Source organism: Streptomyces sp. SAT1, from assembly GCF_001654495.1.
Lineage (GTDB): Bacteria > Actinomycetota > Actinomycetes > Streptomycetales > Streptomycetaceae > Streptomyces > Streptomyces andamanensis.
In genome coordinates this window covers 2,630,843-2,649,945 of record NZ_CP015849.1, presented here as the reverse complement: position 1 = coordinate 2,649,945, position 19,103 = coordinate 2,630,843, and the positions used below count along the sequence as shown (strand labels likewise).

At 72.7% G+C, this 19,103-nt stretch carries 19 protein-coding genes; 10 read left to right on the top strand and 9 right to left on the bottom strand.

Features of this window, described 5'->3' with window-relative positions; genetic code table 11:
- Positions 1–148 precede the first annotated feature (148 nt).
- Entirely contained in the window at positions 149–331 is a 183-nt protein-coding gene (locus tag A8713_RS33540; protein WP_159393085.1) for a hypothetical protein, read from the bottom strand.
- A 513-nt stretch (positions 332–844) separates the two neighbouring features.
- Between A8713_RS33540 and A8713_RS11515 the strand changes: the two genes are divergently transcribed.
- The 3 genes from A8713_RS11515 to A8713_RS11505 are packed head-to-tail and all read left to right on the top strand — an operon-like array spanning position 845 to position 4,848.
- Complete coding sequence (locus A8713_RS11515; protein WP_064533335.1) at positions 845–2,989, top strand: helix-turn-helix transcriptional regulator; 2,145 nt, start codon at positions 845–847, stop codon at positions 2,987–2,989.
- Positions 2,990–2,992: 3 nt separating this feature from the next.
- Complete coding sequence (locus tag A8713_RS11510) at positions 2,993–3,988, top strand: hypothetical protein (protein WP_064533334.1); 996 nt, start codon at positions 2,993–2,995, stop codon at positions 3,986–3,988.
- A complete protein-coding gene (locus A8713_RS11505; RefSeq protein ID WP_064533333.1) occupies positions 3,985–4,848 on the top strand; it encodes a DUF6339 family protein in 864 nt (287 codons plus the stop codon). The genes A8713_RS11510 and A8713_RS11505 overlap by 4 nt, the downstream gene beginning before the upstream one ends.
- Before the next feature lie 18 nt (positions 4,849–4,866).
- On the opposite strand, the gene A8713_RS11500 is transcribed toward A8713_RS11505, so the two are convergent.
- The 5 genes from A8713_RS11500 to A8713_RS11480 all read right to left on the bottom strand — a co-directional run bounded on the left by A8713_RS11500 (position 4,867) and on the right by A8713_RS11480 (position 9,482).
- Complete coding sequence (locus tag A8713_RS11500) at positions 4,867–6,222, bottom strand: DNA cytosine methyltransferase (protein ID WP_064537442.1); 1,356 nt, start codon at positions 6,220–6,222, stop codon at positions 4,867–4,869.
- A gap of 11 nt (positions 6,223–6,233) precedes the next feature.
- Positions 6,234–7,229 (bottom strand): DNA cytosine methyltransferase, encoded by a 996-nt coding sequence (locus A8713_RS11495; protein ID WP_064533332.1) that lies wholly within the window; start codon positions 7,227–7,229, stop codon positions 6,234–6,236.
- Positions 7,226–7,627 carry a very short patch repair endonuclease gene (locus tag A8713_RS11490; RefSeq protein WP_064533331.1) on the bottom strand — a complete coding sequence of 134 codons (402 nt, stop codon included), beginning with the start codon at positions 7,625–7,627 and terminating at the stop codon, positions 7,226–7,228. Before A8713_RS11490 ends, A8713_RS11495 begins: the two co-directional genes overlap by 4 nt.
- Before the next feature lie 167 nt (positions 7,628–7,794).
- Positions 7,795–8,265, bottom strand: a complete 471-nt coding sequence (locus A8713_RS11485; RefSeq protein WP_064533330.1) for a hypothetical protein — start codon at positions 8,263–8,265, stop codon at positions 7,795–7,797.
- A gap of 83 nt (positions 8,266–8,348) precedes the next feature.
- Positions 8,349–9,482: an SEC-C domain-containing protein gene (locus tag A8713_RS11480; protein WP_237305347.1), complete on the bottom strand. Its 1,134-nt coding sequence runs from the start codon at positions 9,480–9,482 to the stop codon at positions 8,349–8,351.
- Positions 9,483–9,605: 123 nt separating this feature from the next.
- Between A8713_RS11480 and A8713_RS11475 the strand changes: the two genes are divergently transcribed.
- The 3 genes from A8713_RS11475 to A8713_RS11465 all read left to right on the top strand — a co-directional run bounded on the left by A8713_RS11475 (position 9,606) and on the right by A8713_RS11465 (position 11,891).
- Positions 9,606–9,920: a DUF6412 domain-containing protein gene (locus A8713_RS11475; protein ID WP_237305346.1), complete on the top strand. Its 315-nt coding sequence runs from the start codon at positions 9,606–9,608 to the stop codon at positions 9,918–9,920.
- Positions 9,921–10,041: 121 nt separating this feature from the next.
- Positions 10,042–10,872, top strand: coding sequence for a YidC/Oxa1 family membrane protein insertase (locus tag A8713_RS11470; RefSeq protein WP_443069711.1), 831 nt, complete (start codon positions 10,042–10,044; stop codon positions 10,870–10,872).
- A 161-nt stretch (positions 10,873–11,033) separates the two neighbouring features.
- Positions 11,034–11,891 (top strand): fumarylacetoacetate hydrolase family protein, encoded by an 858-nt coding sequence (locus tag A8713_RS11465; RefSeq protein WP_064533329.1) that lies wholly within the window; start codon positions 11,034–11,036, stop codon positions 11,889–11,891.
- A 153-nt stretch (positions 11,892–12,044) separates the two neighbouring features.
- Here the strand turns inward: A8713_RS11465 and A8713_RS11460 are convergent, their stop codons facing one another.
- From A8713_RS11460 to A8713_RS11450, 3 genes are all read right to left on the bottom strand, one after another.
- The gene (locus A8713_RS11460) at positions 12,045–12,941 is read right to left on the bottom strand and encodes an LLM class F420-dependent oxidoreductase (protein ID WP_064533328.1); all 897 of its coding nucleotides are present in this window, start codon (positions 12,939–12,941) and stop codon (positions 12,045–12,047) included.
- A 253-nt stretch (positions 12,942–13,194) separates the two neighbouring features.
- Positions 13,195–13,647 (bottom strand): heme-degrading domain-containing protein, encoded by a 453-nt coding sequence (locus tag A8713_RS11455; RefSeq protein WP_064537438.1) that lies wholly within the window; start codon positions 13,645–13,647, stop codon positions 13,195–13,197.
- Between the two features lie 125 nt (positions 13,648–13,772).
- Positions 13,773–14,888: a Gfo/Idh/MocA family oxidoreductase gene (locus A8713_RS11450; RefSeq protein ID WP_064533327.1), complete on the bottom strand. Its 1,116-nt coding sequence runs from the start codon at positions 14,886–14,888 to the stop codon at positions 13,773–13,775.
- A 110-nt stretch (positions 14,889–14,998) separates the two neighbouring features.
- Here A8713_RS11450 and A8713_RS11445 point away from each other — a divergent pair, with 110 nt between their 5' ends.
- From A8713_RS11445 to A8713_RS11430, 4 genes are all read left to right on the top strand, one after another.
- Positions 14,999–16,183 (top strand): ROK family transcriptional regulator, encoded by a 1,185-nt coding sequence (locus A8713_RS11445; RefSeq protein ID WP_064537437.1) that lies wholly within the window; start codon positions 14,999–15,001, stop codon positions 16,181–16,183.
- A 149-nt stretch (positions 16,184–16,332) separates the two neighbouring features.
- Positions 16,333–17,088 carry a GntR family transcriptional regulator gene (locus tag A8713_RS11440; protein ID WP_064533326.1) on the top strand — a complete coding sequence of 252 codons (756 nt, stop codon included), beginning with the start codon at positions 16,333–16,335 and terminating at the stop codon, positions 17,086–17,088.
- A 143-nt stretch (positions 17,089–17,231) separates the two neighbouring features.
- The gene (locus A8713_RS11435) at positions 17,232–18,356 is read left to right on the top strand and encodes a TIGR03364 family FAD-dependent oxidoreductase (protein ID WP_064533325.1); all 1,125 of its coding nucleotides are present in this window, start codon (positions 17,232–17,234) and stop codon (positions 18,354–18,356) included.
- A gap of 8 nt (positions 18,357–18,364) precedes the next feature.
- On the top strand, positions 18,365–19,102 hold the full coding sequence (locus A8713_RS11430) for a phosphonatase-like hydrolase (RefSeq protein WP_064533324.1): 738 nt from the start codon (positions 18,365–18,367) through the stop codon (positions 19,100–19,102).
- Position 19,103 lies beyond the last annotated feature (1 nt).

Sequence of the window (19,103 nt, the reverse complement as noted above, 5' to 3'; positions counted from 1 at the left end):
CTCCTGGTGACAAGGGTGGGTGGAGATCTGGGTGACGGGCCGGCTCGCCGCCGGCTGTGCGTGAGCCGGCCCGTGGGTCATCGGCGTACTGGTGGCCGGAACGTCTTGCCAGGTCGTGCCGGTCGTTCGAAGTGGGGTGCTCGAAGGGTCAGGCGTCGGGCAAGCTCTCGTCCGGCAGTTCCTGGACCACCTTCACCAAATCGGGGAATCCCGTGAGTAAATCGTCGTCGGACAGGTCGTGCCGGTCCAGGATGTTCGTGACTTCGGCCCTGCTCCTCGCTGAAAAAATGGCCAGAGCCATCGCACTGCATTCCCGCTGGCTGAGCAGCAAGGGAGAACAGTCGTCCTCGTTCTTCAATGAGACCCCGCCCCTGTCGAGTCATGGCTTGGTGTCGCACGGGAATGATCGGTTCACACCCCTACGAAGTGCATGTTTTTGCTGTGGGATTCGATCCCGTCGATCAACGTATCGGGTGGGTCCTTCGGGTCGCCAGCTTTTTGTCAGAAAAGTTTCTCAGTACGGTCGTTGGTCGTGCGTGGACACACTTCTCCCCTTGTCGCCCGGCCCCCGGATTTCCGGTTCACTGGCGAGTCAGGATTCCCAACGTGCCGAATGTAGCGAGGTCTGCCGGAATCAGCAACCCCAACTTTCGTTCGATGGGGAGGAGTTCATGGTTCCGCTTCGGCGGAGCGATGGGGGAGGTGGTGCGAGGCGGGCAAAACGGATGTTTCGGTCGGGCGGAGAAGTCTGCTCGATGCCTTCGTCTGGTTAACCATTGGTTGACGTGATCGCGATCGTCAAATTAGCCTCCCTCGTACGACCCGAGGAAGAGACAGGTGACGCGTGGAGACAGGTGAGGAGTTCGGGCCATGGCTGGCTCGGCAGCTCAGGCTCGCGGGGAAGACGCAGGCCGAACTGGCCAAGGAGCTCAAGCTGACCCGAGCGGCCGTCTCCGCCTGGATCGCCGGACGTTCGACCCCTCGTCCGACCGTGATGGCGGACATCGCCAAGGCGCTCGGCACGGACGTCGGCACGGTGCACACCCGCACCACCGACACCCAGGCCGGCCTCCCGGTCACCTGGTACCACCGACCCGGCTATCCCGACGGCGGCCGAGACCTGGGCAACGCCGCGGCCTTCGCCTTCGACGCCGACGTCCAGGTCCTCGGTCGCGAGACGTGCCAGAACAGCCTCGACGAGCGGTTGACGGAGAACGGCCGTCCCGTCCGTGTCCGCTACACCCTGAACGAGCTGACCGGTGAACACCTGGACGCCTTCCGCGAGGCCATCCTCTGGAACGACCTCTTCCCGCACTACTCCGCCGTCTCGGAGCTGGCCGGCAATCAGAAGGTCGGCCGGGTCGTCGACGCCGGTGTGCGCGACATGTACGAGAAGGGCCGGCTGGTCCTTCTGCGGGTCGACGACTACAACGCCTCCGGACTCACCGGCGACGACTACGCGGACGGCAAGTTCGCCGCCGTGGTCCGACGCCAGCTCGAGAGCCTGAAGTCCGGCCCGGGGGCGGGTGGTTCGTACGGTCTGGGCAAGGCGACGCTGTGGGCGACCAGTGCTCTCGGCCTCGTGCTCATCAACTCCACCCTGTCGGTGCCGCACGAGGGGCGTACCGAACGACGGATGATCGGTCGTCTCGAACTGCCCTGGCGGGAGGTCGACGGGCGCGCTTACGCGGGCCCCGCCTGGTTCGGCCGTCCCGACCCGGACTCCCCGGGCGCCGAGGTCGCCCGTTCCTGGTGGGCGGACGAGGAGACCGCGACCCGCCTGCAACTGAGCCGGGACGGAGACGAGCCCGGCACGTCCTTCCTCATCGTGGGGGCGCACGACGTGGCCAGCCTCGAAGGGGAATCGTCCGATCAGGAGGAGAAGCCCCACGACGAGGAAGGTTCCGAGGACACACGCGACATCGAGAGAATGCACAAGCGCCTGGTCGAGGCCCTGGGCCGCGACTTCTGGGCCGCCATGATCGGTGGTGGCGGCCGACTTCCGCTGCTGGAGGTCTCGGTCCGTGCCCTGCGCAACGGCGAGGAGGTCGTTCCGGAGACGAAGGTGGATCCGTCCGTCGAGCAGCCCTCCCGGACCCGTGCCCTGCGAGCCCACTACGAGGGAGCCACGGTGGATCGGCTCACCGAGGCAGGGCAGGTGGCGATCAGGAAAGTCCCGCTGAAGTTGCCGCTGGCCGGAGGCGCCCGAGGGACGCTCGGCACCCATCAGGCGATCCTGCTCGTCACCGAGGCCACCAGTGACAAGGACACACCCAAGAACCAGGTGCATTCGCTGCGCGGCAACCGTATGACGGTCAAGAAGGCCACGGTCCCGAACCTGCCGCTGGGCACCAATCCCTTCCAGGCCGTTCTCCTGGTGGGCGAGGCCGCCGGTGACTCGGCCCCCTTCGCGAAGGAGGCCGAGGAGTTCCTGCGGGCGGCGGAACCGCCCGAGCACGACCGTTGGGGGCAGACGGAGGAACTGATCCTTCGCTGGTCCCCTTCCGCGTACCGACGGATCAACAATCTGACCACCGAGGTCAACAGCGCGGTCAGGGAACTCGTCGCCCGCCCGAGGCGCGGCAGAGGCGAAGGCGGCGAGGCGCTGCGCAAGGCGCTGACCGTCAAGAGCCGACCCAGGGCCAAGATGCCCTCCGGCCCGGTGGTCCCGGTGCTGGCGGGGCTCGAGGCGACGATCGGCGATCAGGGGGAGTGGACGGTCACCGCGGAGGTGACCGTCCCGCGCGGTGACGAGATCGTCCCGATGGTGCCGATCGCCCAGCTGGACGTCCGCTCCGGAGGACGCCCGAGACTCGACTGGGCCGAACTGGTGGCCGTCGAGGGCTGCGACGTGGAGGACGGCACGCTGCACTTCCCGCCCGGCACGCGTCGCGCGAAGTTCCGAGGAGCCACCGACGTCTCCAGCCACCCGGTGCGGACCGTGTTCACCCGCCTCGTCGTCGAACTGCGCGCCGGCAAGGGGGCGTGACACGTGAAGATCTACCCGTACAAGCGGCTGACCCGTCCGGTCGTGCTCAGGGTGACGTCGGTCTCCCTCAAGCTCTCCGACGGCACGCGTGAGCCACTGGACACCAGTGCCTACTCGGCTCAGGAGCAGGTCGTCGCCCTCGGGGTCGCGGGTCGCACGGACTGCGTGAGCGCCGTGATCGGCCTCTCGGCCACGCTGCCGCCCGGCGTCGACGCACCGGACGCGGCCTGGTCCGATCTGCGGGTCCTCGCCGTGGCGACCGACGGCGAGACCAACGTCCGCACGTCGACGGTCCTCACCCGTGACACGCAGGACAGCCACGACTGGTCGGGCCGCCTGGAAGTGCTCCGCGACGACCACCTGGGACGGGCCTCCCTCGCCGCGTATGCCGTCGGGACGGTCGACGGGGTGCGGGGCCGGTCGATCGCCGAGACCGACCGGAGCTGGGTCGTCGACACCGTGTCCGACGAGCCGGTCAGGGGCCTTCGACTGGACGTCCGGAAGGCGTCGTTCGGCAAGAGCTCCAGGGAGTGGCTGCGTGCCTACGCCGACGCGCCCTGGCTCGTGGACACCACCGCACGGGTCCCCACGGTGTTCGTCAACACCGACATCGACGGGATCGTCGGGCTGTTGGACAGCAACAGCTCCGGTGTGGACAGCAAGGTACGTGACCTGCTCGTCGCCCAGATGGCCACGGACGTGTGGACGGCGGTGTTCCACGCGGCCCTCGGCGACCTGGAGGTGGAGCCGGGCGGTGGCCCGGTCTTCCCGACCGACTGGCAGGGAGAGGTGTTGCGGGAGATGCTGCCGGACGTCGTCCCCGGTGTGCATGTCGAGGAGGCACTGCGGCAGGTCCACCGTCGTCGCACCGGAGAGTCGGGTTGGGGCGAACTCCAGACCCGCATCCACTACGCGGCCGTCCGGCGCGCCGAGGCCGCCAGAGCGGTGGGCTACGTCATCCGCGGCCTGGAACGGACGAACAGGGAGAGCGAGACGTGATCACCCAGCCCCACCACGTACCGGAGCGTCTGGCGCTGCTCTCCGGTTCGGCCGTCGACACCTTCCTCACCGAGGGGCTGCTCGGCGGTGAACAGGTCCACAGCGGCATAGACCTCGCCAAGGTCGTCGAGCCGCTCCCCGAGGACGACGCCAGGTGGTGGGTCGAGCCGATCCGCAGCCTGGTCGAGGACGCCATGTTCGAGTTCGGCAAGGACCGGACCCGGGCCGACGCCTGGCTCGCCCCACGCCTTCACGCCACGTTGCGTCTGACGCGGCGGGAGGCGGCGGACAAACGGCTGTGGAACCACCTGGCGTTGGCCGTGGCCCCGGACTATGTGGTGTGGCGCCATCTGTCGGAGCCGGCGGGGCGCGTCGCCGCGGAGCGGTTCCGGGGCCCCGCGGACCGGCAGTGCTTCTCCCGCCTGTGGTGGGCGGCCGAACTCTTCCGGAACGGCCCGGACTACGGACCGGTCGAGATCGCCTGTGGCAACCAGGACCTCATCCACACCGTTCTTCGGAACGACTTGATCGACCACCGGCCCACGGCCCAGGCCCTGGTCCGCCTCCTGCGGACGGGAAGGATCAGCACCGGCCGGGGCGTCAATGGGCTGAGCATCGCCGTCAACGCGGCGGGAGCTACCTTGATCTACGACATCCTCGCACCGGACGAGCCCAGAGACCCGGTCCGTCTGCGCGACTGGATCGCGGAGGCGGAGACGGCACCACCGGTCTCACGTCACATCCTCCCCGCGGGGCCGGACGAGGATCCCGCCCCGGAGGAATCCGTGACCGCGCTCACCGAGTACTTCGCGGAGCTGTTCGAGACCGCTCCGGTCAGGGGCAGGAGGAGCGAGGGCTGATCGGGCGGCCCCTGAACATCACCGCCGCCGGGGCGTTCTCCTGCGCGGGCGCGAGGTCGATCGGGGCGGTGTCTGCTCCTCGGGGCGCGGGCAGCGGGCGGTGCAGTCGTCCGCCGTCCCGCAGCCGTGGCTGCGCAGCTTGGCCCGCTGCTCCTCCGTGGCCGGGATCCACGGCTCCCTCATCACCTCCGGGGCCGGAGCGGGAAGACCGAGCGCGGCACTCAGGAGGTGCGCCCCGAACAGGGGAGGCACAGCGTTGCCCACCTGCTGGGCCTTCGCGGTGCCCGACCACGGGTAGTCCGGCGGGAAGCTCTGTAGCATCCCTGCCTCGTTCATGCTGAACCGCGCCCCCTCGTAGACGATGTCGTCGGAGAGGTGCTCGAAGACCACGAAGCGGGAGATGCGGCCGGTGACGGTGGCGGCGGGCTGTCGGTCCGTCCGGACTCCGCGACGCCCCGGGTTTCCGGAGCTGCCGTAGTTCGACCTGACCAAGAAGGGCGTCCTGCGCCCGTGATGCTGGGTGCCGACCGGCTCGGCGAGGGCATCGCCCATCGACGTCCAGTGCTCCAGATCGTCGTTCGCCGCGGGGCGCGGTTCGGGGACGTCCGTGCCACAGAGGGTCGGCTGGGCGGCCGGGGTCGTGCTGTCGCCGTTCCTGCGATTCCACCCCTTCGCCTCGTAGGCGCGGTGGGTCGGCTCGGGCAGCGTCGGCGTGCCCAGCCCCTCACGGCGGGCGATCAACACGGCGCGGGACCGGGTCTGCGGCACCCCGTACGTCTCGGTGTCCAGGACGTCGACGACGACCTCGTACCTGGTGCCGTCGGGAAGGCCGACCTTCTGCAGCACCTCGGCGTAGCGGAGCCAGAGCGCCTCGACGGCGGGGACCTGCTCCAGAACGATGACGTCGTACGGCCGGTGCCCCCGGTTCGGGCTCCTGGTCGCCTGGATCGCGTAGCGGAGGGGTTCGAGCACCAACGCGGTGCGCGGGTCGCTGAGCTTCTTCAGCTCCTTGTCGATCTCCTCGTCGGGATCACCCGCCATGAGCCGTTCGATGAACTTCTTGACCTCCTCCAGAGCCTCACGACCCGCGCCCTTCCCCGCCACCGAATAGGTCTGGCACGGCGGGCCGCCGGCGAGGACGTTGATCTCCGGGGGGAGCGACTCGAAGGACTCTCTGCGGATCGCGCTCACGTCGGAGTGGAGGGTGTCCAGCCCGGCCGCGTACCGCGTCAGGCACGCGCTCCGGTCCCATTCGAGCCCCAGACTCGGGATGCCCAGCCGGTGTCCGGCCACGTCCAGCCCGCCCGGTCCTGCGAAGAGGTCCAGGACAAAGGGCTTGTCGAGGATGGACTGGTGGGGAGGCGCGCTGGTCATGTGGCGGAAGTCTAGCCGGCAGCGGTGGCCACCGGCTCCCCGCACAGAGCTTCGGCGACCGCTCGTCCCAGCGCCTCCGCCACCGGAGGCGGTGTCGCGTGCCCGACCTGACGGTACCGGGCCGTCTTGCGTCCGGTGATCTGCCACGTGGTCGGGAAGCCCTGCAGAAGTGCCGCCTGCTCGGCTGTGATCTTCACCATGTTGTTCCTGCCGAGCCCAGGATCCCAGACGAAGTCCGGACCGGGCACTTCGTCGCCCAGGGTGTGTGCGTTCACGCCCATGGTCGCCCACTTCTGCTTCGCCCTCGTCGGCCCGAGGTCGGCGCCGCCGCGGTTCTTGGACCCTCCCACGAGTGTCGGGGCGGGCTGATCGGCCTGGGCGGCCCAACGGGAGGCGTCCGGCCAGCCGCGCGCCGCCATCGACGGTCTCAGGACGTCACCGACCGTTCGAGGTCCGTCCACGGTCGGCGCCGGGAAGCGGAACGCGGGGGCACACCGACGTTCGACCGCGACCAGGACGCCGTGCCTACGGCTCTGCGCCACACCGAAGTCGAGGGCGTTCACGACGGACCAATCGGGCTCGTATCCCAGGTGGGCCAGTTCGGCGAAGGCGAACTCGCGGAACGACTCGTGGTCCGAGGAATGTGCCAGTTGCGGGACGTTCTCGATGAGGATCGCCCGAGGGCGGATCCCATGGGCCAGATAGATCGCCGCTCGCAGGAGTTGCTCTTCCAGCCCAGAATCCACGCGTCGGGCCGTCGCTTCCGACCTCACCCGGGGCAGGCCGGCGGAGAGCAGGTCGACGTCATGGCTCTCGGGGTGTTCGCTCGGGTCGAAGTCCAGCAGGTCCGTCCGGAGCACGTTCCAATGGGGCCGGTTGGCGCGCAGGGTCGCGCAGGCGTCGGCGTCCTCGTCGAGCAGCAGGCGGGGCTCGAAGCCGGCACGCTCCAGTCCCAGGGCGAGTCCACCCGCTCCCGAGCACACATCGACGAAGGTCAGCCCCGTCATCGACGGCTCTCCGCGCCGTGTCGCGATCTCCGTCGCTCGACCGCGGCCGCGATGCGCAGGGCGACGTCCGGTGCGGGCTCGTGCTCCCAGAAGCGCAGGACCTCCCACCCGGCGGCGACGAGGTGGTCGGTGGTCTCCGCGTCCCGGGCCATGTTGCGGTCCAGCTTCTGGCGCCACCACTGAGCGTTCGCCTTGGGCTGCGTGGCGTGTTCGGGGCAGCCGTGCCAGAAGCATCCGTCGATGAGGACGGCCACCTTGACCGAGGTGAAGGCCACGTCGATGCGTCGCCGGGCCATGCCGGGGACCGGATACTCCACGCGGTAGCGGAGCCCGGCGGCGTGCAGCAGACGCCGGACCGTCAGTTCGGCGGCCGTGTCCTTGCTGGCCTGTCTGCTCATACGCGCCGAGACGGCGGGCGACGACGGCTTCACTGTGCTCAAGACGGCTGTGCCTCACGATCGTGTCTCGGTCCCTGTGCCGATTCCATCATGGGGACGAGCGCGTCCGCACGGGGTCCGGACGGGAACCGCCGGCCGACGCCCGGTCCTCGTCACACGCCCCGCCCCTATGCCTCGATCGTCACCCCCACCACCCCGTCCTCCCCGTCGAACCGCACCGCCGGCCAGTAGCCGTCCAGGAGGTGTTCGCCGCAGGAGTCGGACAGGTGGAGGGTCAGGTCGGTGGGGCTGGTGGCCTCGATGGTGTCGAGGAGGAGGTCGGTGTGGGCCTCGGTGAGGTCGTCGGGGGTCGGGGGGCCGTCGCTGAGGGTGTGGACGAGGGCGGTGACGGCTCGGTGGTGCAGGTCCGTGTGGTGGGTGACCGCGCGACGGAGGCGGGGGAGGAGGCGGTGGGCCTCGGACGGGTCGGTGGTGGCCAGTTGGAGGGTGACGGTCCGGCCGCCGAGGTCGCGGGTGAGGCTGTACGAGGAGTCGTACAGGAGGGTGCCGTCGGAGAGGGCGAAGGAGCCTCGGGTGAAGACGCCGAGGGTCTCGTCCGTGAGGTGCGGGGGCTCGACGGGGAGCGGAGGGGTGGTCACGGTGGTCACTCCAGGGGCGGGGCAGGAGCGGTGGCGGGGGCGAGGCGTCCCGCGCCTCACCCCCCGCCGGATGTGCGCGCGGCTCAGGCCGTCCCGCCGTGGCATTCCCCGTACGTCCGGCCCGAGTCGCACCAGCAGGTCGCCGTCTGCTGCGGGGGCCACGCCACCGCGCGTCCCCGGGCCGCCAGGGTCGTCGCGTACTGGGGGAGGAGGGCGGTGTCGGTGGGGGAGGTGCCCTCGGAGGCGGCGAAGGCCTCGTAGGAGGGGACCGTGCCGGTGACGATGCCGAGGTTGGGGGTGCCGGAGGCGGCCAGTTCGCGCAGGGAGCGCTCTATCGTCGCGAGGTGGGTCTCGTGGGAGGGGTACTCCGTCGCGAGGCCGGCGTACGCCGCGACCAGTTCCTCCAGTTCCGGGGCCGGCCAGTGCAGGACCGCCACCGGGAAGGGGCGGGAGAGGGCCTCGCGGTAGGCGCCCAGCTCCGCGCGCAGGCGGACCAGTTCGGCCTGGAGCTCGGCCGGGTTCTCCGAGCCGAGGGACCAGACCCGCTTGGGGTCGTGGAGCTCGTCCAGGGAGACGGACGAGGAGTGGAGGGTGTCGGCGAGGGCGTCCCAGGAGTCGTGGGAGACCCCGAGCATGCGGCGGACGCGGTGGCGGCCGAGGAGGAGGGGGCGGGTCGCGTACGGGGGCTCCTCGACGCCGGTCAGCAGCAGCGTCACCGCCTCCGTGAACGTCTCGTGCGCCGCCTCCAGCTCGTCGTGCGACTCCAGGGACTCCGCGACGATCACCCAGGGGGCCGGGGCCCGCGGGGCGGCGGTGCGGACGCCGTCGATGATCGCCCTCGCCTCGGCCTCGTGGCCGTACTCCCACAGGTTCGACGCCTTCAGGGCGCGCACCAGCGTGGCGTTCTCCAGGGCGTCCGCGGTGGCCAGCAGGCGGTCGTAGAGCGTCGTCGCCGCGGGGCGGTCGCCGGCCAGTTCCAGGTGGGCGGCGGCGCGCAGCAGCAGGGCCTCGGCGTCCTCCGGGTACAGGCCCGCGGCCCGCTCCAGACGGGCCGCCTCGGCGGTGTGGTCGGCGTTCTCGGTCCAGCCGGTGGGGCCGGGGGCACCCGCACGGCCGGCGGGGCCGGTGGGTTCCGGGGTCTCGACGTTCGCGGCGGCTTCTGCGTTCACGGCGGCTTTGGCGTTCGCGGCGTTTTCGGCGGGCGTGTCGGGGCGCATGGGGGACACCGTACTGCCGGTCCGTGACGAAGGTGAGGCACCCGCGGGCCGGACGCCCCGACGGGTGGTCCTGTATAACCGTGGAGGAGAAGTCATAGCCAGGGCAGGTGAGGGGGGCCGGTTGTGATCCGTCGCGTTCGCCAGCGGGTCGGTGCGCCGCTCGTCCCCGTGCTGCTGTCGCTGCTCGTCCTGGTCCTCCAGCTGTCGCTGCTCGACTCGGGCAGCCTCGCCGCGACCGTCGCCGCCGGTGCCGCGCTCGTCGCGTGCGCGCTGCTCGGCTCGCGCTGCGCGCCCGCCGTGGCGCCCACGCGGGTGCGTACGGCGATCCGGGACCGCGACCGGCGTACGGCCTTCCTGCCGCAGCGCGATCCCGACGCCGCGGGCCGGCGGCGGCCCCGCGCACCCGGCCGGGCCCTTCCGGCGACCGCCGCTGCGTAGGGCACATCTCCGGACCCGCCGCCCGGCGCCCGGCATCTGCCGACGCTCAGGGCCTGAGGCCCCGGGTTCCGCGTTCACCGCGTCCACTCCGTGACCCTGCGCCGCGGGTCGTCATGCCGCCATGTCCCGCTTCCGGCACGACGAGACCCCGAAGGGCTCCTCCATCATGTCCGTCTTCTCTGCCTTCTCTGTCTTCTCCGGTTTCTCCGGCTTCTTCTCCGGTGTCCTCACCGGCTCCGCCGCTCTGGTCGAGTGCCTCGCCGACCTGATCCAGCCGCTGTTCCACGCCTCCGCTGCCGCCGCCGCGATCGTCCTGGTCACCCTGCTCGTACGGCTGCTCGTCCATCCGCTGTCCCGGGCCGCCGCGCGCGGGCAGCGGGCGCGGGCCGCGCTCCAGCCGCGCCTGGCCGAACTGCGCAGGAAGCACCGCGGGGATCCGCAGCGCCTCCAGCAGGCCGTACTGGCGCTGCACGCCGAGGAGAAGGTGTCGCCGCTGTCCGGCTGTCTGCCGGGGCTGCTCCAGATGCCCGCCTTCTTCGTCCTCTACCGCCTGTTCTCCAGCTCGACGCTCGGCGGGAGCGCCAACGGCCTGCTCGGCCACCGGCTGCTGGCCGCGCCGCTGGGCGGGCGGTGGAGCGACGCCCTCGCGGACGGCGGTGTCTTCGGGGCGGCCGGGCTGGTGTACGTCGCGCTGTTCGCGGTCGTGACCGCCGTCGCCGGCTTCAACTTCACGCGCGCCCGGCGGGCGCGGGCAGCGGCCGAGGCAGCGGCCACGACCGCCGGTGCGGGCGAGGCGGCGCAGGTCCCCGGGCTCGCGGCCGTGGGCAAGGTGATGCCGTTCCTGTCGTTCGCGACGCTCGTCACCGTGGCCGTCGTACCGCTGGCGGCCGCGCTGTACGTGGTGACCAGCTCCGCCTGGAGCGCCGTGGAGCGGGCCGTGCTCCAGAGCTGAACGCGCGCCCGCCCGGCGGCCCTACGGTCCAGTACGTGAACGGGGTATTGCGGAGTGGACGTGGACCTTGGAGGATCGACCAGTCCTCCGATGGCTGTGTCCGCCGCACCCGGACGCCGTCCCACCGGACGGGCTTCCCGCGAATCGAGGGAGTTGGGAACATGAAGCTGCTGCGAGTCGGTACGGCCGGGGCTGAGCGGCCCGCACTGCTGGACGCCGAGGGCACCGTGCGCGACCTGTCGGGCGTCGTCGCGGACATCGACGGCGCCCTGCTCGCCGACGAGGCGGCACTCGGCCGGATCCGGGCCGCCGCCGACGCGGGCGAGCTGCCCGCGCTGGACGCGGACGGCCTGCGGATCGGACCGCCGCTGGCCCGGATCGGCAAGGTGGTGTGCATCGGCCTGAACTACCACGACCACGCCCGCGAGACCGGCGCCGAGCCGCCCGCCGAGCCCGTCGTCTTCTTCAAGGCGGCCGACACGGTCGTCGGGCCGAACGACACGGTGCTGGTGCCGCGCGGCTCCGCCAAGACCGACTGGGAGGTGGAACTGGCGGTCGTCATCGGCCGTACGGCCCGCTATCTGGAGACCGACGAGGACGCCCTCGCGCACGTCGCCGGGTACGCGGTGGCGCACGACGTCTCCGAGCGGGAGTTCCAGATCGAGCGCGGCGGCACCTGGGACAAGGGGAAGAACTGCGAGACGTTCAACCCGCTCGGACCCTGGCTGGTCACCGCCGACGAGGTGCCCGACCCGCAGAACCTCTCCCTGAGGCTGTGGGTCAACGGCGAGCTGAAGCAGGACGGGACGACCGCCGAGCAGATCTTCCCGGTCGCCGAAGTGGTGCGCTACGTCAGCCACTTCATGACCCTCTACCCCGGTGACGTCATCAACACCGGTACCCCCGCCGGGGTGGCGCTCGGCCGGCCGGAGCCGAAGCCGTATCTGCGCTCCGGCGACGTGGTCGAGCTGGAGGTCGAGGGGCTGGGGCGGCAGCGGCAGGAGCTGAAGGACGCGTAGGCGCTCCGCCGTTCACCGGGGGCGGGGACCGCGGCGCGCTTTCGCGTGCCGCGCCGTGGGGGCCGGCCGTGCGGTTCCCGGCGTGGGGGCCGGCCGTGCGGTTCCCCGCGTCGAGGCCGGCCGTGCGGTTCCCCGGCCCCTCTCCAGCGGGCTCTAGCCGAGAAGCGAGGCCAGCCGGCGCCACTCCTCCCTGGGGAGTTCGTCCGGGTCCGTCGTGCCGGTGACGACCTGGAGGGCCAAGTGGTCGGCGCCCGCCGCCAGGAACTCCTCCACCCGGGCCCGGATCCGGTCCTCGTCGCCCCAGGCGTACACCGCGTCGATCAGGCGGTCGCTGCCGCCGTCCCTGACGTCGTCCTCGGTGAAACCGAGCCGGAGGAAGTTGTTGGTGTAGTTGGGGAGCTGGAGGTACATCGCCAGATAGCCGCGGGCGGTGGCGCGGGCCCGCTCGGGGTCCTCGTCCAGCACGACCTTCAGCTCGGGGGCGAGCAGCGGGCCCTCGCCCAGGATCTCGCGGGCCTGCGCGGTGTGCTCGGTGGTGACCAGGTACGGGATCGCGCCCGCGGCCCGGTCCCGGGACAGTTCGAGGGTCCTGGGGCCGAGCGCGGCCAGGACCCGGCGCCCGGCGGGCACCCCGGCGGCGTCCAGCTCGTCCAGGTAGGCGACCAGCGCCGAGTACGGGCGGCGGTACTGCTCGGCGAGCTTGGCGTGGCTCACCCCGAGGCCCAGCACGAAGCGGCCGGGGTGGGCCGCGTCCAGCTCGGCGAAGCCGGCCGCGCTCGATCCGGCGTCGTGCTGCCAGATGCTCTGGATGCTGGTGCCGACGGTGAGTGTCCGGGTCGCGCCGAGCAGGGGCGCGGCGTTGGCGGGGGCGCTGCTGCCGCCGAGCCACGCGGTGCCGTAGCCCAGCTCCTCCAGTTCGGCGGCGGCCTCGGCGATGGCGCCGCGCCGGTCCGCCTTCTCCGAGCGGAGGCCGACGCTCCAGACGCCGTAGCGTCCGACCGCCTCCTTCAGCGGGGCGGTGGTGTCCCGTGGGGCTGCCGTGTCGCTCATTCGGTTCCGATCCTTCCGGCGGTTTCCGTCCGTCACGCGTGACCGCGTCCACGCATCACCGCTGCCCCGCATGACCATTTCGCGTACAGCCAACCCCAACCGGCCCGGCCGCCCCGCTCATTCCCCGGTTCCCGGCGGGTCCGCTCTCCGGTCCTTCCGGTCCTTCCGGTCCTTCCGGTCCCTCGGGCCCCTCTGACCCCTTCGGCCCGTACGGCCCCTCCGGCGCCCCTCCGTCTGTACGGCACCGGCCCGGCTACCGCTCCAGGTACGCCTCCAGCGCCTCCACCACGAGCCGGTGGTCCTCGGCCTGCGGCAGGCCCGACACCGTCACCGCGCCGATCACACCGGCGCCCTCCACGGCGATCGGGAAGGAGCCGCCGTGGGCCGCGTAGGTGCCGGGGTCCAGGCGGGAGGAGTCCTCGAAGGTCGTCCCCTTGGCCCGGAACCGGGCGCCGACCAGGTAGGAGGCGCAGCCGTAGCGCTCCACCACCCGGCGTTTGCGGGCGATCCAGGCGTCGTTGTCGGGGGTGGAGCCGGGCAGCGCCGCGTGGAACAGCTGCTGCCCGGCGCGGTGGATGTCGACGGCGACCGGGGCCCGCCGCTCCCGCGCCAGAGCGACCAGGAGCGAGCCGAGCTCCCAGGCGTCCTCGTGGGTGAACCGGGGGAGGACCAGCCGACGTTCCTGCGCCTCCAGCTCCCCGATCAGCTCGCTCGCCGTCTTCTCGCTCGCCGTCTCCTTGCTCGCCGTCTTCTCGCTCGCCCCGGCCGGCTCGGGCCCCCCGGCCGTCGCCTTCGTCGTCGCCGTCGTCGTCCTCTCGGCGCGTCCGGTCGTCACAGCCGCACCGTCACGCCGTCGCGGGCCGAGCGGCGGGCCGCCTCCAGGACGTCCAGCGCGGCGGCGGCCTCGTGCGCGGTCACCGGGTTCGGGGCGCCCTCGCGCAGCGCGGCGGCCACGGCCGCGTAGTACGCCGGGTAGTCGCCGGGCCGCGTCGGTACGGGGCTGCCGCCGCCGGTCACCGGGGACTCTCCCGCGCCGAGACGGCCCCACAGCGACTCCTCCTCGACGCCCCAGCCGACCGGCCCGGGGCCCGCCCCCCGCTCCGGTCCCGCCCCGCTTCCGGGGCGCGCGCCCGCCCGCAGCGCCGCCTCCTGCGGATCGAGGCCGTACTTGACGTAACCGGCCCGCGAGCCCAGCACGCGGAAGCGCGGGCCCAGTTGGGCGGCCGTGGAGGAGACGTAGAGGTGGGAGCGGACCCCGCCGGTGTGCGTCAGCGCGAGGAACGTGTCGTCGTCCGCCTCGGCGCCCGCGCGCCGGACCACCGACTCGGCGTACACCTGGGTGACCGGGCCGAAGAGGACCAGGGCCTGGTCGACGACATGGCTCCCGAGGTCGTAGAGCAGACCTCCGATCTCTGCGGGGTCGCCGGACTCGCGCCAGCCGCCCTTGGGCTGCGGACGCCAGCGCTCGAAGCGGGACTCGAAGCGCCAGACGTCGCCGAGTCCGCCGCGTTCGACCAGGTCGCGCAGGGTCAGGAAGTCGTTGTCCCAGCGGCGATTCTGGAAGACGGAGAGCAGCAGGCCGCGCTCCTCGGCGAGGGCGGCGAGAGCGCGTGCCTCGGCGGCGGTGGCGGCGACCGGCTTGTCCACGACCACCGGCAGGCCCGACTCCAGCGCCCGGGTGGCGAGCGGGACGTGGGTCCTGTTCGGGGAGGCGACGACGATCAGGTCCAGTTCGCCGGCGCGGGCGAACAGGTCGTCGGGGCCGGCCGCGAGGCGGACGTCGGGGAACTCCGCGCGGGCCTGCGCCTGCCGCTCCTCGTTCGAGGTGACGACCGTGTCGAGGGCCAGGCCCTCGGTGGCGGCGATCAGCGGGGCGTGGAAGACGGAACCGGCGAGGCCGTAACCGACGAGTCCCACACGGAGGTCGCGGAGGGGGGTGCTAGTCATGGCTCCTACTTTCGCAACGCTGTTGCCTAAGTGCAAGCGCGGGGGAGAATGGGAAGACGGCGCCGCACGGGCGGCGGTGGGCGGACGGACGGGGAGCGACGAGGGTGGAGATGGCCGGGACGGTACGCGGCTCCGGCGCGGGCGCGCGCACCCGCGCGGGCGGGGAGGACGGTGTGGGCGTGGGCTCGGGCGCGAACCTGCTCGCCCTGCGCAGCCACAACACCGCGCTCGTGCTCGACCTGCTGCGCCGGGCGGGCGCGGCCGGGATCAGCCGCCTCGAACTGGCCGAGCGGACCGGCCTCACCCCGCAGGCGGTCAGCAAGATCACGGCGCGGCTGCGGGACCGCGGGCTGGCGGCCGAGGCGGGGCGCCGGGCCTCCACCGGGGGCAAGCCGCGCACGGTGCTGCGGCTGGTCCCGGAGGCGGGCCGCGCGGTGGGCGTGCACGTCGAGCGGGACGAGGTGCGGGCCGTCCTGGTGGACCTGGACGGCACCGTGACCGGCGAGCGCCGCCGGCCGCTGGACCTGGGGGCGGAGGGGGGTGCCGTCGTGGCGGCGGTGGCGGAGCAGACCGAGGCGCTGGTGGCGGAGGCGTTCGGGGCGAGCACCCGGGAGGCGGCCGCCGCCTCGCTGCTCGGGGCAGGGGTGGCGCTGCCCGGTCCGCTCGACCATGAAAGCGGGGTGCTGCACCGCGTCACCGGCTTCCCCGGCTGGGACGGCTTCCCGCTGCGGGACGCGCTGGAGCGGCGGCTCGGGGTGCCGGTCGTCGTGGACAAGGACACCAACGCGGCGGCGCTCGGGCTCGCGGTCGCGGGCGAGGGGCGCGGCGGCTCCTTCGCCTATCTGCACCTCGGTACGGGGCTGGGGGCCGGGCTGGTCGTCGGCGGGAGCGTGCACCGGGGCGCGCGCACCGGCGCGGGCGAGTTCGGGCACCAGGTGATCCAGCTGGACGGGCCGCCGTGCGAGTGCGGGGACCGGGGGTGCGTCGAGGCGCTGTGCCTGGCGGCGGTCGCGCGCGGGGACACGGCGGAGGCGGCGCGTGTGCTGGGCGCGGGCGCCGCCAACCTCGTGGGGCTCCTGGACATCGACCTGGTGCTGCTCGGCGGGCGTACGGTCGCGGCGGACCCGGAGGCGTTCGAGGCCGGGGTGGGCGCGGTGGTCGCCGCGCGCGTCCGGCGCAACGGGCTGCCGGAGGGCGCGGTCCCGGTCCGCCGGGCGCCGACCGGAGCGCGCGGGGTCGCGGAGGGCGCGGCGCAGCTGCTGCTGGCGCCGCTGTTCGGGCGAGGGGGCGGATAGGCGGGGAGGCGGCGGGAGTTGCCCCACCCCCGGCGGGGGGCGGCCGCCCCCGGCGGGAGCGCCCCCCCGTCGCCCCCGGAGGCGACTTTGAGCCACCCCGGATCCGGCGGCGGCGCCGAGCACGCGTCCGGGTCTGCGAACATTCCCCGGTGGACTACCCGAACGACCAGGCCCCCGGCGCGCCGGTCCGCTCCGGCATCCCGGAGCACGGCCGGATCCCCAAGTACTACGCGGTGAAGGCGCGGATCGACCGCCTCATCGGCGAACTGGGCGAGGGCGGCGCGATCCCCACCGAACGCGATCTGTCCGAGGAGTACGGCGTCGCCCGCGAGACCGTGCGCCAGGCGCTGCGCGAACTGCTCCTGGAGGGCAAACTCAGGCGCCGGGGCCGCGGGACGGTCGTCGCGGGTCCCAAGCTGGAGCAGCCGTTGTCACTGGCCAGCTACACCGAGGGCGTGCGCCGTCAGGGCCGTACGCCGGGGCGTACGCTCGTCGGTCTCGACCGCTTCCCGTGCCCCGAGGCGCTGGCCGCCGAGACCGGGCTCACCCGGGGCGAGCCGGTGTGGCACCTGGAGCGGATCCTGCTCGCGGACGACGAGCGGGTCGGCCTGGAGAGCACCTATGTGGCCGTGGCGCGCGTGCCGCGCCTGGACACCGACTTCGACCCGGACTCGTCCTTCTACGGCTACCTCCAGACCCTGGGCCTGTCCTGCGGCGACGCCGACGAGCGCATCGAGACCGTGCTCGCCACCCCGCGCGAGGCGCTGCTCATCGGCACCCCGCCCGCGCTGCCCATGCTGCTGATCCACCGTGTCTCGCGGGACGCGGTGGGCGGGGCGCTGGAACGGGTGCGGAGCCTGTACCGGGGGGACCGGTTCTCCTTCACCGCCCGGCTGGACGGCTGACCGCCACCGCGGACCATGGCGTCTTTCACGCCCTCTTCGAATAACGAAAAGATAACGGGTCTAGCCCATTTTTGGCGCCTCGTTCAGGCTCTCGTTGTCAGCAGGACTCTTCCGGTTCGTTGTTCGAGAGGAACGTTGCCGTCGTGAAAGTGACAGTCGTCGGAGCCGGCGTGGTGGGAACCATGCACGCCTGGCAAGCAGTGGAACGCGGCCACGAGGTCGTGCAGATCGAGCGCGAGGCCGAGGCTCGCGGCGCCTCGCTGCGCAACTTCGGGCAGATCTGGGTGAGCGGGCGCGCCAGTGGTGAGGAGCTGGAGACCGCGCTGCGCGCCCGGGAGCTGTGGGAGGAGATCGGCGGCCGGGTGCCCGCGCTGGGCTTCCGCGCCAACGGCTCCCTCACCCCCGTACGCGGCGCCCTGGAGCTGGCCGTGGCCGAGGCCGCCGCCGCTGCCCCGGACGCCGCCGTACGCGGTCGCGAACTGCTCACCCCGGGCGAGGCCCGCGCCCTCAACCCCGCGCTGCGCGGGGACTTCGACGCCGCCCTCTTCTGCGAGCGGGACGCGGCCGTCGAGCCGCGCACCGCCCAGCTCGCCCTGCGGGCCGAACTGCTCAAGCGGCCGGGCTACACCTTCCTGCCGGGCCGCGAGGTGCGCGAGGTCGTCGGCGCGGGCGCCGTCCGCGACGACCACGGCGACGTGCACTCCGCCGACGTGGTGGTGCTCGCCACCGGCGCCTGGCTCGGCGGACTCGTGCGCGAGCTGGCCGGACCCGGCCTGCCCGTGCGCCGCGTCCGGCTCCAGATGATGCAGACCGACCCGCTGGGCGAGCCGCTGCCCACCTCGGTCGCGGACGCCGACAGCTTCCGCTACTACCCGGCGTACGCCTCCCCGGCCCTGGACGCGCTCAACGCGGGCCAGTCCCAGACCGAGACGGCCGCAGCGCACCGGATGCAGTTGCTCATGGTGCAGCGCGCCGACGGCGGACTGACCATCGGCGACACGCACGAGTACGAGCACCCCTTCGCCTTCGACACCGTCGAGGACCCCTACGAGCACCTGACGGTCGTCGTCGAGTCGCTGCTGGGCCGCCCGCTGCCGAAGATCCGCCGCCGCTGGGCCGGGGTGTACGCGCAGTGCACCGACACCAGCAGGGTCGTCCACCGCCAGCAGGTCCGCGAGGGCGTCTGGCTGGTCACCGGACCCGGCGGACGCGGCATGACCTGCTCCCCGGCGATAGCCGAACGCACCGCGAACGAACTGGGCTGGTGACAGAACCCATGACCGAGACACCCACCCCCGCCACCACCGACGCCTCCACGCAGGCCGGTCCCGCCGGCATCCGGCTGGTCGTCCTCGACATGGCCGGGACCACCGTCGCCGACGGCGGCCTGGTCGAGCGCGCTTTCGCCGCGGCCGCCGCCGAGCTGGGCGTCGAGCCCGGCTCCGCCGAGCACACCGAACAGGTCGCCTACGTCCGCGCCACCATGGGCGAGTCGAAGATCTCCGTCTTCCGGCACCTGTTCGGCACCGAGGAGGCCGCCCAGCGGGCCAACGCCGCCTTCGAGAAGGCGTACGGCGAACTCGTCGACGACGGGCTGATCGAGCCCGTGCCCGGCGCCCGCGAGGCCATCGAGGCGATCCGGGCGAACGGCCGCACCGTCGTCCTGTCCACGGGGTTCGCACGTGTCACCCAGGACGCCATCCTCGACGCGCTCGGCTGGCGCGACCTGGTCGCGCTCACCCTGTGCCCCGCCGACGCGGGCGGGCGCGGACGCCCGTACCCGGACATGGTGCTGGAGGCGTTCCTGCGGACCGGGGCGGCCGACTCCCTGGACCAGGTGGCCGTCGTCGGGGACACCTCCTACGACATGCTCAGCGGCGTCCGCGCCGGTGCCGGTCTCGTCGCCGGCGTGCTGACCGGGGCGCACCGCGAGCCCGACCTGCGCGCCGCCGGCGCCACCCATGTCCTCCCGTCCGTCGCCGACCTGCCCGCCCTGCTCGAGGGAGCCCGGTGAG

What these genes read in the sequence shown, in the direction of transcription:
- A8713_RS11500 (WP_064537442.1), bottom strand. Translation starts at nt 6,222, where the DNA reads ATGACCAGCGCGCCTCCCCACCAGTCCATCCTCGACAAGCCCTTTGTC.
- A8713_RS11495 (WP_064533332.1), bottom strand. Translation starts at nt 7,229, where the DNA reads ATGACGGGGCTGACCTTCGTCGATGTGTGCTCGGGAGCGGGTGGACTC.
- A8713_RS11490 (WP_064533331.1), bottom strand. Translation starts at nt 7,627, where the DNA reads ATGAGCAGACAGGCCAGCAAGGACACGGCCGCCGAACTGACGGTCCGG.
- A8713_RS11480 (WP_237305347.1), bottom strand. Translation starts at nt 9,482, where the DNA reads ATGCGCCCCGACACGCCCGCCGAAAACGCCGCGAACGCCAAAGCCGCC.
- A8713_RS11470 (WP_443069711.1), top strand. Translation starts at nt 10,042, where the DNA reads ATGTCCCGCTTCCGGCACGACGAGACCCCGAAGGGCTCCTCCATCATG.
- A8713_RS11465 (WP_064533329.1), top strand. Translation starts at nt 11,034, where the DNA reads ATGAAGCTGCTGCGAGTCGGTACGGCCGGGGCTGAGCGGCCCGCACTG.
- A8713_RS11460 (WP_064533328.1), bottom strand. Translation starts at nt 12,941, where the DNA reads ATGAGCGACACGGCAGCCCCACGGGACACCACCGCCCCGCTGAAGGAG.
- A8713_RS11450 (WP_064533327.1), bottom strand. Translation starts at nt 14,888, where the DNA reads ATGACTAGCACCCCCCTCCGCGACCTCCGTGTGGGACTCGTCGGTTAC.
- A8713_RS11445 (WP_064537437.1), top strand. Translation starts at nt 14,999, where the DNA reads ATGGCCGGGACGGTACGCGGCTCCGGCGCGGGCGCGCGCACCCGCGCG.
- A8713_RS11430 (WP_064533324.1), top strand. Translation starts at nt 18,365, where the DNA reads ATGACCGAGACACCCACCCCCGCCACCACCGACGCCTCCACGCAGGCC.